General features: G+C 41.1%; 12 protein-coding genes. 11 read left to right on the forward strand and 1 reads right to left on the reverse strand.

The window, feature by feature from the left end:
• Positions 1 to 37: 37 nt before the first annotated feature.
• Entirely contained in the window at positions 38 to 256 is a 219-nt protein-coding gene (gene nrdH, locus O3629_RS03405; RefSeq protein WP_003017768.1) for a glutaredoxin-like protein NrdH, read from the reverse strand.
• A 474-nt stretch (positions 257 to 730) separates the two neighbouring features.
• Here nrdH and O3629_RS03410 point away from each other — a divergent pair, with 474 nt between their 5' ends.
• The 11 genes from O3629_RS03410 (at position 731) to O3629_RS03460 (ending at position 17,064) form a co-directional block, all read left to right on the forward strand.
• Positions 731 to 994 carry a phosphocarrier protein HPr gene (locus O3629_RS03410; protein WP_003017802.1) on the forward strand — a complete coding sequence of 88 codons (264 nt, stop codon included), beginning with the start codon at positions 731 to 733 and terminating at the stop codon, positions 992 to 994.
• Positions 995 to 997: 3 nt separating this feature from the next.
• The gene (ptsP, locus tag O3629_RS03415; RefSeq protein ID WP_049504017.1) at positions 998 to 2,731 is read left to right on the forward strand and encodes a phosphoenolpyruvate--protein phosphotransferase; all 1,734 of its coding nucleotides are present in this window, start codon (positions 998 to 1,000) and stop codon (positions 2,729 to 2,731) included.
• A 345-nt stretch (positions 2,732 to 3,076) separates the two neighbouring features.
• Entirely contained in the window at positions 3,077 to 4,984 is a 1,908-nt protein-coding gene (glgB, locus tag O3629_RS03420; RefSeq protein ID WP_013903314.1) for a 1,4-alpha-glucan branching protein GlgB, read from the forward strand.
• A 50-nt stretch (positions 4,985 to 5,034) separates the two neighbouring features.
• On the forward strand, positions 5,035 to 6,177 hold the full coding sequence (locus tag O3629_RS03425; protein ID WP_014713084.1) for a glucose-1-phosphate adenylyltransferase: 1,143 nt from the start codon (positions 5,035 to 5,037) through the stop codon (positions 6,175 to 6,177).
• Positions 6,167 to 7,303 (forward strand): glucose-1-phosphate adenylyltransferase subunit GlgD, encoded by a 1,137-nt coding sequence (gene glgD, locus O3629_RS03430; protein ID WP_061604707.1) that lies wholly within the window; start codon positions 6,167 to 6,169, stop codon positions 7,301 to 7,303. Before O3629_RS03425 ends, glgD begins: the two co-directional genes overlap by 11 nt.
• Complete coding sequence (gene glgA / locus O3629_RS03435; RefSeq protein ID WP_013903317.1) at positions 7,303 to 8,730, forward strand: glycogen synthase GlgA; 1,428 nt, start codon at positions 7,303 to 7,305, stop codon at positions 8,728 to 8,730. The genes glgD and glgA overlap by 1 nt, the downstream gene beginning before the upstream one ends.
• A gap of 233 nt (positions 8,731 to 8,963) precedes the next feature.
• Positions 8,964 to 14,837, forward strand: coding sequence for a ZmpA/ZmpB/ZmpC family metallo-endopeptidase (locus tag O3629_RS03440; RefSeq protein ID WP_371608722.1), 5,874 nt, complete (start codon positions 8,964 to 8,966; stop codon positions 14,835 to 14,837).
• 229 nt (positions 14,838 to 15,066) lie between these two features.
• Entirely contained in the window at positions 15,067 to 15,267 is a 201-nt protein-coding gene (locus O3629_RS03445) for a F0F1 ATP synthase subunit C (RefSeq protein ID WP_003006433.1), read from the forward strand.
• A 33-nt stretch (positions 15,268 to 15,300) separates the two neighbouring features.
• Complete coding sequence (gene atpB / locus O3629_RS03450) at positions 15,301 to 16,014, forward strand: F0F1 ATP synthase subunit A (protein ID WP_023917700.1); 714 nt, start codon at positions 15,301 to 15,303, stop codon at positions 16,012 to 16,014.
• Positions 16,015 to 16,033: 19 nt separating this feature from the next.
• A complete protein-coding gene (atpF, locus tag O3629_RS03455; RefSeq protein WP_004219970.1) occupies positions 16,034 to 16,528 on the forward strand; it encodes a F0F1 ATP synthase subunit B in 495 nt (164 codons plus the stop codon).
• Positions 16,528 to 17,064, forward strand: a complete 537-nt coding sequence (locus tag O3629_RS03460; RefSeq protein WP_013903319.1) for a F0F1 ATP synthase subunit delta — start codon at positions 16,528 to 16,530, stop codon at positions 17,062 to 17,064. The genes atpF and O3629_RS03460 overlap by 1 nt, the downstream gene beginning before the upstream one ends.
• Positions 17,065 to 17,072 lie beyond the last annotated feature (8 nt).

Below are 17,072 nucleotides of genomic sequence, written 5' to 3' on the forward strand. Positions count from 1 at the left end.
TAACGCTAGACCTTATTCAAGAAAAATACTGTGTTTATTAAGAAAGTTTTTTCAACTTAGCTGGTTGAAAACCAGAAAATACTTCATCTGGTGTTTGAATAACTGGAGCAGCGTTGAAACCGAGACTCTTAACATGCTCTACAAATTGTGGCTGTTCGTCTAAGTTAATTTCGCGGTATTCTACGTGATTGCTATCAAGGAATCGCTTCGTCATTTTGCACTGAACACAATTATTTTTTGAATAAATGGTTACCATTTCTTTTCCGTTCTCCTATCGAAATATAAATCTGTAATCAGTATAAACAAATTCCAGTTACTTGTCAACAAAATTTAACTAAATATTGTGCAAAGATATGGAATGGTGTTTTTAGACCACAATATATTGTGGTTTGTAAAGGATGCGTATTTCCAAAAAAGAGGATAGGAATAGGTTTCTAAGCATCTTTAACTAGGAATAATATTCTTATAAATCAATATCCTGTGGTTTGAAAAATAAAATCATTGAAAATAGAGGGAAAATTTGACCATTTAAATAGTAGAAAATTGAAAGGTTGTTTCATATATTCCTAGAAATAGCGTTAAAATGTATTAAAATTGCGATTTTTCGCAGTCTTTTTCTGTAAGTCAGTGATAAAAATCTTGAAAAATATTTCAAAAGATGATATAATACCAAATTGTAAGGGTTATCAAAAGGTAGCTCAAAACTATTTTTTAAAAGGAGAGTCCAATTATGGCTTCTAAAGATTTCCACATTGTGGCAGAAACAGGTATCCACGCACGTCCAGCAACTTTGTTGGTTCAAACTGCAAGTAAATTTGCATCAGACATCACTCTTGAATACAAAGGTAAATCAGTTAACTTGAAATCAATCATGGGTGTTATGAGCCTTGGTGTTGGTCAAGGTGCTGACGTTGTGATCTCTGCCGAAGGTGCTGACGCTGATGATGCTATCGTAGCTATCTCAGAAACAATGACTAAAGAAGGATTGGCTTAAAATATGACAAAAATGCTAAAAGGAATTGCAGCATCTGACGGTGTTGCCGTTGCTAAGGCATATTTGCTCATTCAACCAGACTTATCATTTGAGACTGTTTCAGTCGAAGATACAAGTGCAGAAGAAGCTCGTTTGGATGCAGCTCTTGAAGCTTCACAAAACGAGCTTTCTCTTATTCGGGAGAATGCAGTAGCAAGCCTTGGTGAAGAAGCAGCGCAAGTTTTTGATGCGCATATGATGGTTCTCGCTGACCCTGAAATGGTTGGTCAGATCAAAGAAACGATTCGTACGAAAAAAATCAATGCAGAAGCAGGTTTAAAAGAAGTCACTGACATGTTCATTGCGATCTTTGAAGGTATGGAAGACAACCCATACATGCAAGAACGTGCAGCAGATATTCGTGACGTTACCAAACGTGTCCTTGCCAACTTGCTTGGTAAGAAATTGCCAAACCCTGCTTCTATCAATGAAGAAGCGATCGTTGTAGCGCATGACTTGACTCCATCTGATACAGCACAGTTGAACAAAAAGTATGTAAAAGCTTTTGTTACGAATATCGGTGGACGTACAAGTCACTCAGCTATCATGGCTCGTACACTTGAAATCGCAGCTGTTCTTGGTACAAATAACATCACAGAACTTGTCAAAGATGGCGATGTTTTAGCTGTTTCAGGGATCACTGGTGAAGTGGTGATCAACCCTACTGAAGAACAAATTGCAGAGTTCAAAGCAGCTGGTGAAGCTTATGCCAAACAAAAAGCTGAATGGGCTCTCCTTAAAGATGCGAAAACAGTGACTGCTGATGGAAAACATTTCGAATTGGCTGCTAACATTGGTACACCTAAAGACGTTGAAGGTGTAAACGATAATGGTGCAGAAGCTGTTGGACTCTATCGTACAGAATTCTTATACATGGATTCTCAAGACTTCCCAACTGAAGATGATCAATACGAAGCATACAAAGCTGTTCTTGAAGGTATGAACGGTAAACCTGTTGTCGTTCGTACAATGGATATCGGTGGGGATAAAGAACTCCCTTACTTCGATCTTCCTAAAGAAATGAACCCATTCTTAGGTTTCCGTGCTTTGCGTATCTCTATTTCTGAGACGGGTAACCAAATGTTCCGTACACAATTACGTGCTTTGCTTCGTGCATCTGTTCACGGTAAATTGCGGATCATGTTCCCAATGGTTGCTTTGTTGACTGAGTTCCGTACGGCTAAAGGAATTCTCGAAGAAGAAAAAGCTAAATTGGTTGCTGAAGGGGTTGCTGTTGCAGATGATATCCAAGTAGGTATCATGATTGAAATCCCTGCTGCAGCTATGCTTGCTGACCAATTTGCTAAAGAAGTTGATTTCTTCTCAATTGGTACAAACGACCTGATCCAATACACAATGGCTGCTGACCGTATGAACGAACAAGTTTCATACCTTTACCAACCATATAACCCATCTATCCTTCGTTTGATCAACAATGTGATCAAAGCGGCTCACGCTGAAGGTAAATGGGCTGGTATGTGTGGTGAAATGGCTGGTGACCAAACTGCTGTTCCACTTCTTGTCGGAATGGGCTTGGATGAGTTCTCTATGTCAGCTACATCTGTCCTTCGTACACGTAGCTTGATGAAGAAATTGGACACTGCTAAAATGCAAGAATACGCTAACCGTGCTCTGACTGAATGTTCAACAATGGAAGAAGTTCTTGAACTTTCAAAAGAATATGTGAATGTAGACTAAGAGTCGAACAAGACTAAGACAATTCTGTCTTAGTCTTTTCTTATATGATTTTTTCTAATGAAACAAGAGAAATGTTTGTTTTTATTCGTAATCAACTAGCTAGTAATAAAAATATTAGAAGGGTTGTTCGGTTTTTTGTTTGAAATCCCTAAGATATATAGTATAATCATAAGTAAGATTAGGAGGAAAACGAAGAGAACAAAGAAAAAGTTCGGGATAGAAAATGACAAAAATTTTCCTGATAATTTTACATGATTTTACAGGAATAAGCTTGAAAATTAAGTGATTTTATAGTAAAATAAAAACATGTAGAAAACGCTTTCAAAAATATAAAGAGGTGAGTTTATGGATAGAAGCACAGACTTATGGACGTTTGGAAGAGGGGATAATTTCCGTCTTCAAGAGTACTTAGGAGCTCACAAAGAGTTCGAAGGAGATCAAGAAGGTTACACCTTCCGTGTATGGGCTCCAAATGCACAGGCTGTTGATCTGATTGGTGATTTCACTGATTGGGAAGCCCGTAGAATTCCAATGGTTCGTAATGAAGGAGGCGTCTGGGAAGTCTTCTGTCCCGATGCAAAAGAGGGAGATATATACAAGTACTTGGTGACGCGACAAAATGGTCATCAGGTACAAAAAATTGATCCTCTAGCGTTATGGATGGAAAAGAGACCCAATACAGGATCTATTATTAAGACCATCCCAGAGAAAAACTGGAAAGATGGTCTTTGGAGGGCACGCCGTAAAAAGCTTGGTTTTAAGGAACGACCTGTTAATATCTATGAGGTGCACGCAGGATCGTGGAAACGAAATGAAGATCACAGTTCCTATACCTTTAAACAACTAAAAGAAGAACTGATTCCTTATCTGGTTGAGATGAACTACACTCACGTGGAATTTATGCCAGTTATGGCCCACCCATTGGGACTGAGCTGGGGATATCAGCTCATGGGTTATTTTGCACTCGAACAGACTTATGGTAGTCCAGAAGAGTTTCAAGACTTCGTGGAAGAATGTCATCTCAATAATATCGGTGTTATCGTGGATTGGGTACCTGGTCATTTCATTATCAATGATGATGCCTTGGCTTATTATGATGGAACACCAACTTTTGAGTATCAGGATGAACATCGGGCCCATAACTATGGTTGGGGAGCTTTGAACTTCGATTTAGGAAAAAATCAAGTACAATCATTCTTGATTTCTAGTTTGAAGTTTTGGATTGACACCTATCATTTAGATGGAATTCGGGTTGATGCCGTGAGCAATATGCTCTATCTTGATTACGATAGCGGTCCATGGACACCAAATATTGATGGGGGAAACCTCAACTATGAAGGGGTTCATTTCCTCAGACGTTTGAATGCGATTATCAAGAACGAACACCCAGATGTTATGATGATTGCAGAAGAAAGTTCTGCTGGTCAAAAGGTCACAGGCCCTGAAGAAGAAGGTGGTCTTGGTTTTGACTATAAATGGAATATGGGTTGGATGAATGATATTCTCCGATTCTATGAGGAAGACCCGGTCTACAGGAAATTTGACTTTAATCTGGTAACCTTTAGTTATATGTATGCATTTTCTGAAAATTTCCTTCTTCCGTTTTCACATGATGAAGTAGTGCATGGCAAGAAGAGTTTGATGCACAAGATGTGGGGAGATCGGTACAATCAATTTGCTGGACTCCGTAACCTTTTGACCTATCAGATTTGCCATCCAGGTAAGAAATTACTCTTTATGGGTTCGGAATTTGGTCAATTTTTGGAATGGAAGTCAGAAGAGCAATTGGAATGGGGCAATCTAGAGGATGAAATGAATGCGAAGATGCGTCGTTTCACTTCTCAGCTCAATCATTTCTACAAAGAACACAAGGAATTGTGGGAGATTGATGATAGCTTTGATGGCTTAGAGATTATTGATGCAGATAACCGGGATCAGAGCGTCTTGTCTATGGTCCGGAAAAATCGTAAGGGCGATCTTTTGGTGTGCGTTTTCAATATGGCACCAGTAGAACGCAAGGACTTTACGATTGGTGTGCCTGTATCAGCGGTCTATGAAGAAATTTGGAATACAGAATTAGAAGAATGGGGAGGTGTCTGGAAAGAGCACAATCCGACAGTTCAGTCTCAAGAGGGACTGTGGAAGGATTATGAACAAACCTTGACCTTTACTTTGCCGGCTTTAGGAGCTAGTATTTGGAAGGTAAAACGCAAGGTGCGTAAGACAAAATCTAAAACATCAGATAAGAAATGACGATCGGTTGACTCTATGGGAGTCCAGGCTTTAAAAAGAGGAAGTAGTCAATGAAGAATGAAATGCTCGCTTTAATTCTTGCCGGTGGGCAAGGAACACGTCTTGGAAAATTAACCAAAAACATCGCAAAACCTGCGGTTCAATTTGGTGGGCGCTATCGGATTATCGATTTTGCGCTATCAAACTGTGCCAACTCAGGAATTCACAATGTTGGTGTGATTACACAGTACCAGCCACTTGCCCTTAACAGCCATATTGGGAATGGTTCCAGCTGGGGCTTGGATGGAATCAATACGGGTGTGTCTATTCTCCAACCTTATTCAGCTAGTGAAGGAAATCGTTGGTTTGAAGGAACTAGCCATGCCATCCTCCAAAACATCGACTATATCGACAGCATCAATCCGGAATATGTCTTGATATTATCTGGGGACCACATCTATAAGATGGATTACGATGATATGCTTCAAGCGCACAAGGATAATAATGCAAGCTTAACTGTTGCCGTCCTAGATGTACCTTTGAAGGAAGCAAGCCGTTTTGGAATCATGAATACAGATGCCAATAATCGGATTGTCGAATTTGAAGAAAAACCAGCTGAACCAAAATCCACCAAGGCTTCCATGGGGATTTACATCTTTGACTGGGCTCGTCTGCGCAATATGTTGGTTGCTGCTGAAAAGAGTGATATCGATATGTCAGACTTCGGTAAAAATGTCATTCCAACTTATCTAGAATCAGGCGAAAGTGTTTATGCTTATGAATTCAATGGTTATTGGAAAGACGTTGGTACGATTGAGTCTCTTTGGGAAGCCAATATGGAATATATCGATCCAAATAATGCCTTGGATAGTCGCGATCGTCACTGGAAAATCTATTCACGCAACCTCATTTCTCCACCGAACTTCTTTGGGGAACATGGCCACGTCGAAGATTCTCTTGTCGTCGACGGTTGTTCGGTAGACGGTACAGTCAAACACTCCATCTTATCAACAGAAGCTCAAGTTCGTGAAGGAGCAGTTGTCGAAGATGCTGTCGTGATGAGCAATGCCATTATCGGTAAAGGAGCTGTCGTGAAACGCGCGATTATCGGGGAAGGTGCAGTCATTGCAGAAGGTGTCGTGATTGATGGAACAGAGGAAGTACAAGTTGTCGGTTACAATGAAAAAGTGGGGGTAGCAACAGATGAAGATTGATAAATATTCAGCCATTTTAGGAAATACAGTTGGGTATCATGATATGTCCACTTTGACTAGCCATCGTCCGGTAGCATCCCTACCGTTTGATGGGAAATACCGCTTAATCGACTTCCCATTGTCTAGTCTTGCAAATGCTGGTATTCGTAGTGTTTTTGGGATTTTCCAACAAGAAAATATTAGTTCGGTCTTTGACCATATTCGTTCAGGTCGTGAGTGGGGCTTGTCTACTTTATTGAGCCACTATTACCTCGGAATCTATAATACTCCAGTTGAAAATACAACGGTAGGGCCAGAATACTACCAACAATTATTGACCTACTTGAAACGGTCTGGTTCTAACCAAACAGTTGCTTTGAACTGTGATGTATTAATGAATATTGACCTCAATCAGATTTTCCACCTTCATAATACCATTGATCGTCCGATTACAGTGGTTTATAAAAAGTTGCATCTTCAAAATATCTCTGAAGTGAATGCTGTCTTGGAAATTGATGAAACAGACCATGTTACAGAGCAAAAACTTTTTGATGGCAAGGATCCTGATGAAGTATACAACATGTCAACAGATGTCTTTATTGTGGATACTCCTTGGTTGATTGAAAAAATAGAAGAAGAAGCTAAGAAAGAATACCCACAAAAATTGCGCTATATCTTGCGTGATTTGGCGGTGGAATACAATGCTTTTGCTTTTGAATATACAGGCTACCTAGCAAATATTCACTCAGTTGAATCCTATTATCAAGCAAACTTGGATATGTTGGAAAACCAAAAATTCATGAAGCTCTTTTCACCAAATCAAAAGGTGTATACAAAAGTGAAGAATGAAGAGCCGACTTATTATTCCAAGACTTCAAATATCAAATTGTCCCAATTTGCTTCTGGTAGTATTGTAGAAGGAACCGTTGAACGCTCTGTTGTTTCACGCCGGGTACACCTTCATCAAGGTTCAGAAGTCCGTAGTAGTCTTCTTTTCCCTGGTGTTGTAATTCATGAAAATGCAATCGTCGAACATGCCATCCTGGATAAGGGGGCCGAAGTGGCTGCTGGTGTGACGATTCGTGGGACAGAAGAAGCACCTGTCGTGGTTAAAAAAGGAACGATTGTTACAGAGGATATTGTCTAATGAAACTATTATTTGTTGCAGCTGAAGGAGCACCGTTTTCTAAAACAGGGGGGTTGGGAGACGTCATTGGCGCTCTTCCTAAATCCTTAGCTAAAAGTGGTCATGATGTGCGCGTGATCCTCCCATACTATGATATGGTAGAGGCCAAGTTTGGAGATCAAATCGAAGATGTCTTGCATTTTGAGACCAAAGTTGGCTGGAGAAGTCAATATGTTGGTGTGAAACGCATTGTGCGCGATGGAGTCACCTTTTACTTTATTGATAACCAACACTATTTCTTTAGAGGCCATGTGTATGGTGACTTTGATGATGGCGAACGCTTTGCCTTCTTCCAGCTTGCGGCCTTAGAAACGATGGAACGGGTTGACTTCATTCCAGATGTTCTTCATGCACATGATTACCATACAGCGATGATTCCTTTCTTGCTTAAGGAGAAATACCGTTGGATTCAAGCTTATCATGGGATTAAGACAGTATTGACCATCCATAATTTGGAATTCCAAGGTCAGTTTGACCCAGGAATGTTATGGGATCTATTCGGAGTGGGATTTGAACGCTATGCAGACGGAACGCTTCGGTGGAATGATTGCCTGAATTGGATGAAAGCCGGCATTCTATATGCTGACCGTGTGACAACCGTATCTCCTAGTTATGCACATGAGATTATGACTTCTGAATATGGTTGTGGCTTGGATCAGATCCTTCGGATGGAGTCTGGCAAGGTGACCGGTATTGTTAACGGGATTGATGCGGATCTATATAATCCTGAAACTGATCCGCTTCTGACGTATCACTTCAGTCTCTCAGATCTTTCAGGTAAAGCAGCTAGTAAACGAGCTCTTCAAGAACGTGTCGGTCTACCCGTTCGCGATGATGTACCTTTGTTTGGGATCGTCTCTCGTTTGACACGCCAAAAAGGTTTTGATGTTGTGGTAGAAGAGTTGCATCAACTCTTGCAAAAGGATATTCAGATTGTCTTGCTCGGTACAGGGGATCCTGGATTTGAAAATGCCTTTGCTTGGTTCGGTCAAGCCTACTCAGATAAACTTTCAGCTAATATCACATTTGATGTCCAATTGGCCCAAGAAATCTATGCAGCGTCAGATGTCTTCTTGATGCCAAGCCGCTTTGAACCGTGTGGTCTTTCTCAAATGATGGCCATGCGTTATGGAACCCTTCCTTTGGTGCATGAAGTCGGCGGACTTCGAGATACGGTTCAACCGTATAATGTTGTTGATGGAAGTGGAACAGGCTTTAGCTTCAATAATTTGTCTGGCTATTGGTTTAACTGGGCAGTTGATGAAGCTTTGGCTGTCTACTACAAAGACAAACAGGCTTGGTATGGTCTCCAAGAACAAGCTATGACACGTGACTTCTCATGGGATACGGCTAGTCAACGATACAATGATTTGTACCAATCCTTATAAATAGAACTATGATACAAACGCCTTTCGAGGCGTTTTTTTGTGTTGCTTTCTTCCTATAAAGAAAATGGTTTATTTTTTTGAGTTTTAGTGCTTGCTAAAATGGAAGAAAAAAGATAATATAGGTGAAGGTAAAAAATCTCGGGAAGTTCCTTGTTTTCGGAAACTATTTTCCTTCTCCATATAAAATAAGGCTTTGACCTGAGGTTTGAATATTACTATATAGGAATTTTAGGATGAAAAAAGCAAAACAATTTTTTGAAAAGAAGACCAAATATTCGATTCGGAAATTATCCGTTGGGGTTGGTCCAGTGGCCATTGGAGCCTTTTTATTTGGAGGAAGTCTGTTAGGAGCTCGTCCTGTCAAAGCTGATCAGGTGACCCTACCTGCAAACGTTCACTTAGGATATGTGACAGAAGAAGAGCTAACTGCTGAAGAAAAAAAACAGGTAATTCATGCAATTCCTGAAGAATACCAAAATGAAGATACCTTCTATTTAGTCTATAAGAAGAAGGAGGCAACTCAGCCAGTTCTTCCCCAAACAGGAAGTCAGGAAATCGCTCTCTTTGGCTTAAGTCTAGCCACAGCTTCATTTGCGGTCCTCTTACTTTCTAAAAAGCACCGGAAGAAGGTCATGGGCGTCCTTTTGATTGGAGCCATGGGACAAAGTCTTTTACTTCCAGTTGAAGTTGCAGCCCTACAAAATCAAGTCTTGCGCGCCTATAATCAGGATCTTGCGATCACATCGAGCAAAGATCTTGAAAATGGCGTGATTCATATTGACGGCTATGATTATGTTGGCTATCTGCGCTACCCGTCAGTCCAAAAGACGAGCTTACAAGAGCCAAAGACTATGCAGGAAACGAAAACTTCTGTAGAAGGAACGATCAAAACAAGTACAGGGATTCTACCAGTGGAACCACAAGCGCGTGTGACCCCAGAAGTCGCTCCAGCCTTTCCTCAAGTTGAAAAACCAAGCCTTGAGGTCTCTACTGAGCCTGTGCCATTTGAAACGGTCCACCAAGCTGATCCTACATTAGCTAAAGGGCAAACCAAGGTACTTACTGCTGGCCAAAATGGGGAGCGGACCCTATTGACAGAAGTGAGTGTGGTAGATGGACAAGAAGTTCGCAGAGTCGTTGAAAGCAAGGTCACTAAAGAACCAGTTTCACAAATTCTTGCTGTTGGGACAAAAGAAGATGCCCAACCAACCCCTCAACCCAATCCTTCTCCAGTTGTAACGGCCAAAGGTACACAAGAAGAAGGTCATGTCGGTGAAGCTCCTGTTCAACCAGAGAATCCAGTCTATACAGGCGTAGTGGAAGCTAAGGGAACACAAGAAGAAGGCCATGTTGGCGAAGCTCCTGTTCAACCTGAGAACCCAGCCTATACAGGTGTGGTGGAAGCGAAAGGAACACAGGAAGAAGGCCATTTCGGCGAAGCTCCTGTTCAACCTGAGAACCCAGCCTATACAGGTGTGGTGGAAGCCAAAGGGACACAAGAAGAAGGCCATGTCGGCGAAGCTCCTATTCAACCAGAGAACCCAACCTATCAAGTAACGGAAGGGACAGTAACAGAGACAGAAACGGTAATCCTTCCATATGAAACAGAGTATGTAACGGATGCCAATCGTTACACCGATGAAGAAAGCCTTCTTCAGAAAGGTGAGGCCGGTAGCCAGGAAATTCGCCGTGTTTATAAGACGGTCAATGGTGAGAAAAATGGTGAGCCCCTCAGCACGACAACTGAAACGGTAAAAGCTCCTGTGACAGAAAGAATCAGTCGTGGGACCAAGGCGATTGAAGGCCAAACAGAGGAAGTTGCTTTTGAGGAGATTCCATTTAAGACGGTAACCGAACAAGATGCCACCTTGCTAAAAGGAACCGAAAGGGTTTCTCAAGCCGGTAAGAATGGGAAGAAGAAAATCACCAAGGTCTACAAGACCATTAAGGGAGTTAAGACAACGGATGCTCCTACGATTTCTGAGGAAGTGGTAGAACAAGCGCAAGATCAAATCATTAAAAAAGGGACAAAGGAATTAGATAAGCCAACCTTGACCTTGACCAATCTTGATCAGGAAGTGTTGAAGCGCAGTGCTAAAGCTACTTATCATTTGGATAAACCAGCGGGTGTGACCATCAAGTCTATCCAGGCGGTATTGAAAAAGGGCGATCAAGTGGTTAAAACCCTGACCCTTTCAGAGACTGATTTAGCAGCTGCCTTAGCAGACTTAGACTACTACAAGGATTATACGCTCGCAACGACCATGGTGTATGATCGTGGAAATGGGGATGAAGAAGAAGTTCTCACGGAAGAACCGTTGAGAATTGATCTTAAAAAAGTTGAAATCAAAAACATCAAGGAAACCAGTCTGATTAGCGTGGATGACCAAGGACTTGAGACGGATAGCAGTCTCTTGACTGAAACACCGTCTGATGTGAAGCCATACTACTTAAAGGTTACCACCCATGATAATAAGGTCACAAAACTAGCCGTTGATAAAATTGAAGAAGTGACGGTAGATGGCACGACCCTCTACAAAGTAACAGCCAAAGCTCCTGATCTCATCCAACGGACTGCGGACAACCAATTTAGTGAGGAATATGTCCACTATATTGCGAAACCCAAAGCACATGAAGGTGATGTCTACTACAATTTCAACGAACTTGTAAAAGCCATGCAAGCCAATCCGACTGGTACCTTTAAACTGGGTAGCAATATGAATGTGGCTAATGTCCAGCCAGCAGGGAAATCCTATGTGACCAATGCCTTCAAGGGAATTTTGGAAAGTACGGATGGAAATACATTTGCCATCCATAACATTACAAGACCATTATTTGGGAACATCGAAGGTGGCTCGGTTAAGAATCTCTTGCTTGAAAATGTCAATATTGACCTACCTGGGACAGATCGAGTAGCCCCAATTGCAGGTGTCATCAAAAACAATGCAACTGTCGAGAACGTTAAAGTAACAGGAAGTGTTGTCGGGAACAATGACGTAGCAGGAATTGTCAATAAAATTGATGGCAGTGGGAAAGTCAGTAATGTTGCCTTTATCGGGAAACTGCACGCTGCAGGTAATAGAGGAGGCTATCTAGCGGGTGTCCTTGGTGAGAACTGGAAAGGTGTCGTTGAAAAAGCTTACGTTGACGCTGAAATCACTGGTAACAAAGCCAAAGCGGCAGGTCTCGTTTATTCCTCTCAAAATGGTGCTAATAACTACACGGTCGGTAAAGAAGGGGTCCTCAGAAATTCAGTTGCTAAAGGTTCAATTGTACTCAAAGAAGCGGTTCAATCTGGTGGATTACTCGGGACCAACTGGGCCTTGGGGACTATTGAAGACAACATCACCATGATGAAAGTCAAAACTGGTGAGATGGTCTTCGGACACTCGGATATCGATGCAGATGATTACTTCACCTATTCAAGAACTAAGCGCAATTACAGTGTGGAAGGTGTGAGTGAAGGGAAAAAATCCTTTAACAATTCCCGTAAAATCCCAAGTATATCGCTGGCAGAAGCTGAGCAGAAAATCGAAGCAATGGGAATCACTGCTCATACATTCACCAGCAGCAAACCGATTGAAGTTACGCTCAATCACCTTGTTAGCAAAGACGATCAATACAAGGCCATCACTGGTTACGATGCGAGTCGTGAGCTAGCTTACCGCAATATTGCTAAATTGCAACCATTCTACAACAAAGAATGGATTGTCGACCAAGGGAATAAACTGGCTGCAACTAGTCCTTTCTTGACCAAGGAAGTCTTGTCTGTGACCGCTATGAAGGGCAATGATTTTGTCACGGAACTAGCGGATGCGGATCACATCCTGATCCATTATGCCGATAAGACCAAAGATGTCTTTAGCATGACACCGAAAGATTCTAAAGTCAAACAAGTCAAAGAGTACAGTGTGGCGGAGCTCGGTGAAGTAGTCTACACGCCAAATATGGTGGACAAGGACCGTAGCGATCTCATCAGTGCCATCGTAGAGAAATTAAGTCCTGTAGAATTGCAATCAGATCCAATCTACACTCACTTAGGTCGAACAGGACCTAACAAAGTCAATGCCATTAAGAACCTTTACCTCGAAGAAAGTTTCCAAGAAGTCAAGGATAATCTGACTCACTTTGTCAAACAACTGGTTGAAAACCAAGACCATCAATTAAACACAGATGAGGCTGCTAAACGTGCCCTTATCAAGAAAGTTGATGACAACGAGGCGGCCGTTCTTTTAGGGCTTTCTTACCTCAATCGCTATTACGGAGTGAAGTTCGATGATGTCAATCTTAAGCAGCTCATGTTGTTCAAGCCAGACTTCTATGGGAAGAATGTTGATGTCTTAGACCGTTTGATTGAAATTGGTTCAAAAGAAGACTACATCAAAGGAACTCGTACCCATGATGCCTTCCGAGAAGTCGTTGCGAAGTCTACTCTTTCTAGCAACCTAAATGACTTCCTGAAGTACAATATGGACCTCTTTACAACTGATACAGACTTGAATGATTGGTTCATCAAAGCAACCAAAGACAATGTCTATATTGTGGAGCCTGAGACGACCAATCCAGCTTTCGCATCTGCTAAGCATAGAGCCTATGAGGGCTTAAACAATGATATTCACGGTAAAATGATCTTGCCACTCTTGAACTTAAAAGATGCTCATATGTTCTTGATTTCAACCTACAATACCATGGCCTATAGTTCCTTCGAGAAATATGGCAAGAACACGGAAGCAGAACGCAATGCCTTCAAGGCGGAAATTGATAAAGTAGCAAAAGCCCAACAGGACTACTTGGATTTCTGGTCGCGATTAGCAGCTGATAATGTTCGCAACCAGCTCCTAAAGAGCAATAATATGGTGCCGACCCCTGTCCTTGATAATCAAAACTATAAAGGCATTAGTACAGACCGTTACGGCCATACCAACAGTGGAAAAGATGTCGCTCCAATTCGTGAATTATATGGACCAACTGATCGTTACCATGCGACAGATTGGCGCATGGGAGCAACCGCTCGTGTCTATGGAAATCCTTATAAAGATGATTCGGTCTTCTTTATGGTGACGGATATGATCAGTGACTTTGGGATTTCTGCTTTTACCCATGAAACGACGCACGTCAATGACCGTATGGTATACTTGGGTGGCTGGAGACACCGTGAAGGAACGGATCTAGAAGCCTATGCTCAAGGCATGCTCCAAACGCCATCCGTATCCAATCCAAATGGGGAATACAAAGCTCTAGGTCTCAACATGGCCTATGAACGTCCAAACGACGGCAACCAATGGTACAACACTAATCCAAATTACCTTCAATCACGCGATGAAATTGATCGTTACATGAAGGGGTATAACGATACGCTCATGCTTCTGGATTACCTAGAAGGAGAAGCCGTGCTCAATAAAGGCAGTCAAGCATTAAACAATGCTTGGTTCAAGAAGGTTGACAAGCAATACCGAGGGGCTAACACCAAGAATCAATTTGATAAGGTGCGTCCTTTGAGTGATGAGGAAAAAGCGATTGCTTTACATACAGTCGATGACCTCATCACCAACAACTTCATGACTAATCGTGGTCCTGGAAATGGGGTCTATAATCCATCTGACTTTGGCTCAGCCTATGTGACTGTACCTATGATGACAGGGATCTATGGTGGGAACACCAGTGAAGGGGCTCCTGGAGCCATGTCCTTCAAACACAATACCTTCAGACTCTGGGGATACTATGGCTACGAAAAAGGCTTCTTAGGTTATGCTTCAAACAAGTATAAACAAGAATCCAAACAAGCAGGTCATGCGACTCTAGGAGATGATTACATCATTCAAAAGATTTCTGATGGAACATTCAGTACCCTTGAAGACTGGAAGAAAGCTTACTTCAATGAAGTGGTGACAAGTGCCAAAAATGGAATTCAATCTATTGAAATTGATGGTACAACATACAAGAGCTATGAAGACTTGAAACGTGCATTTGCTGAAGCAGTTGATAAAGATAAGGCTACTCTAAGTAACGGCTCTGTCAAATTTGACAATACTGTTGCTTTGAAAGAAAAACTCTTTAAGAAACTACTTCAACAAACAGATAGTTTTAAAACTTCTATCTTTAAATAATCAATTGACTCTCATCTGCTGATCAGGTGGGAGTTTTTTTGAAGAAAGAAATGAGTAGAGGTGGACAAAGTGTCTAAAAATTTAAATGAAAAAATAGTAGATCTGAAAATTTATCATATTAAAAAATAACGTAATTTAACAAAAACGCTTTCTTTTCTAGGAAATATTTGACTATTATATCTTTTAGGAGTAAACTAAGGAGGTAAAATTAATAAAAGGAGAATTCATCATGAATTTAACATTTTTAGGTCTTTGTTTAGCCTGTTTTGGTGTATCACTGGCAGAAGGTTTGATGATGAGCAGCTTATTGAAATCTGCGTCTCGTCAACCAGAAATTATCGGTCAATTGCGTAGTCTCTTGATTCTTGGTGTTGCCTTTGTCGAAGGTACTTTCTTCGTAACCTTGGTTATGGCCTTTATTATCAAATAGACGCTTCTATTTTAGAAAAGGAGGTGTCAAACCTTGGAAGAAAGTATCAATCCAACGATTACTCTTGGACCTGTATCTTTTAATTTGACCCTACTTGCTATGACCCTGATTTCTGTTTTCGCCGTTTTTGGCTTCATTTATTGGGCCAGTCGAAAAATGTCGATCCGACCAAAAGGCAAACAAAATGTGCTGGAATACGCATATGACTTTGTCGTAGGCTTTACAAAAGGAAATATTGGGGAACATTACATAAAGGACTATTCCTTGTTCTTGTTTGTTCTTTTCCTCTTTCTTTTAGTAGCCAATAACATTGGATTGATGGCTAAAATCGAAACGACCAATGGTTACAATTTGTGGACATCACCAACCGCTAACCTGGGTTATGACTTTGCCTTTTCATTTTTGATCACCTTAATCGCCCATGTAGAAGGAATTCGCAGACGTGGTGTGAAGGAATATTTAAAGGCTTTTGTGACACCCGGATTTATGACCCCCATGAATATTTTGGAAGAATTCACGAATTTTGCCTCCTTGGCCCTTCGGATCTTCGGAAATATCTTTGCGGGTGAGGTACTAGCAAGCTTGCTTGTGACTTTGTCGCATCAAGCTGTTTATTGGTATCCATTTGCCTTTATTGGAAGCATGGCGTGGACAGCGTTTTCGATTTTCATTTCATGTATCCAAGCCTATGTGTTTACCATGTTGTCATCAATCTATATTGGTAAGAAAATTAATGGTGAAGAGTAAGTAGAGGAGGAGTAGAAGAATGCATGTATCAATGAGTGAAATTATTGGTAACTTTATTCTCATTGCTGGTTCCTTCCTATTATTAATCTTTTTAATAAAGAAATTTGCATGGAACAATATCAATGGAATTTTAGAAGCGCGTGCCAAAAAGATTACAGATGATATTGATGGAGCAGAATCAGCTCGTCAAAAAGCTGAGGAACTAGCAAGTAAACGTGAAGAAGAGTTGGCAGGTAGCCGCAAAGAAGCTGCGTCTATTGTCGAAAATGCAAAGGAAACTGCAGAAAAGAACAAATCTCAGATCCTTTCAGAAGCCACTCAAGAAGCAGTACGTTTGAAAGAAAAAGCGCAACAAGAAATTGCGCATAACAAAGAAGAAGCATTGAACAGTATCAAAGGCGATGTGGCAGATCTCACTGTCAATCTTGCCAGCAAATTGTTGAGTCAACAGCTGGATGCTGAAGGTCAACGCCAACTGATCGATCGCTATCTTGATGAATTAGGAGAAGCCTAATGGACAAAAAGCAACTGATGGTGATTGAGAAATATACCCAGCCTTTTGTTCAATTGGTCTTTGAAAAAGGAGAACAAGATCTTGTCTTTGAAAAATTGACCCAAATCAAGGGCATTTTTGAGGAGACTGGACTTGCTAACTTCTTAGCTCATATCGGTGTAGAGGATGAAGAGAAAGCAAAAAGTCTAAGACTTTTTCAACCCTCTGATTCACAATTACTCGACCATTTGATTGAAGTGGTTATTCTCAATCATCGTGAAGCCTTATTTTATGACATTGTAACGATTTGTTTGGATCAGATTCAACTGTTGAGCAACGCATTTGTCGTCACTGTTACGACAGTTGCTGGTTTGGATCCTGTTCAAGAGCAAAAGCTAGTACCCATTATCGAAAGAAAATTTGGGATTCAAGTTCGCTCGATCCAACAAAAGATCGATCCAGATTTAATTGGTGGCTTTGTCGTGACAGCCAATCATAAAACGTTGGATACCAGTCTCAAACACCAATTGCAAGTTATAAAATCTAAATTGAAATAGAAAGTGGT

Origin of the sequence: Streptococcus sp. 27098_8_12 (genome assembly GCF_041432115.1) — a bacterium.
In the GTDB taxonomy this organism is placed as follows: domain Bacteria; phylum Bacillota; class Bacilli; order Lactobacillales; family Streptococcaceae; genus Streptococcus; species Streptococcus parasanguinis_V.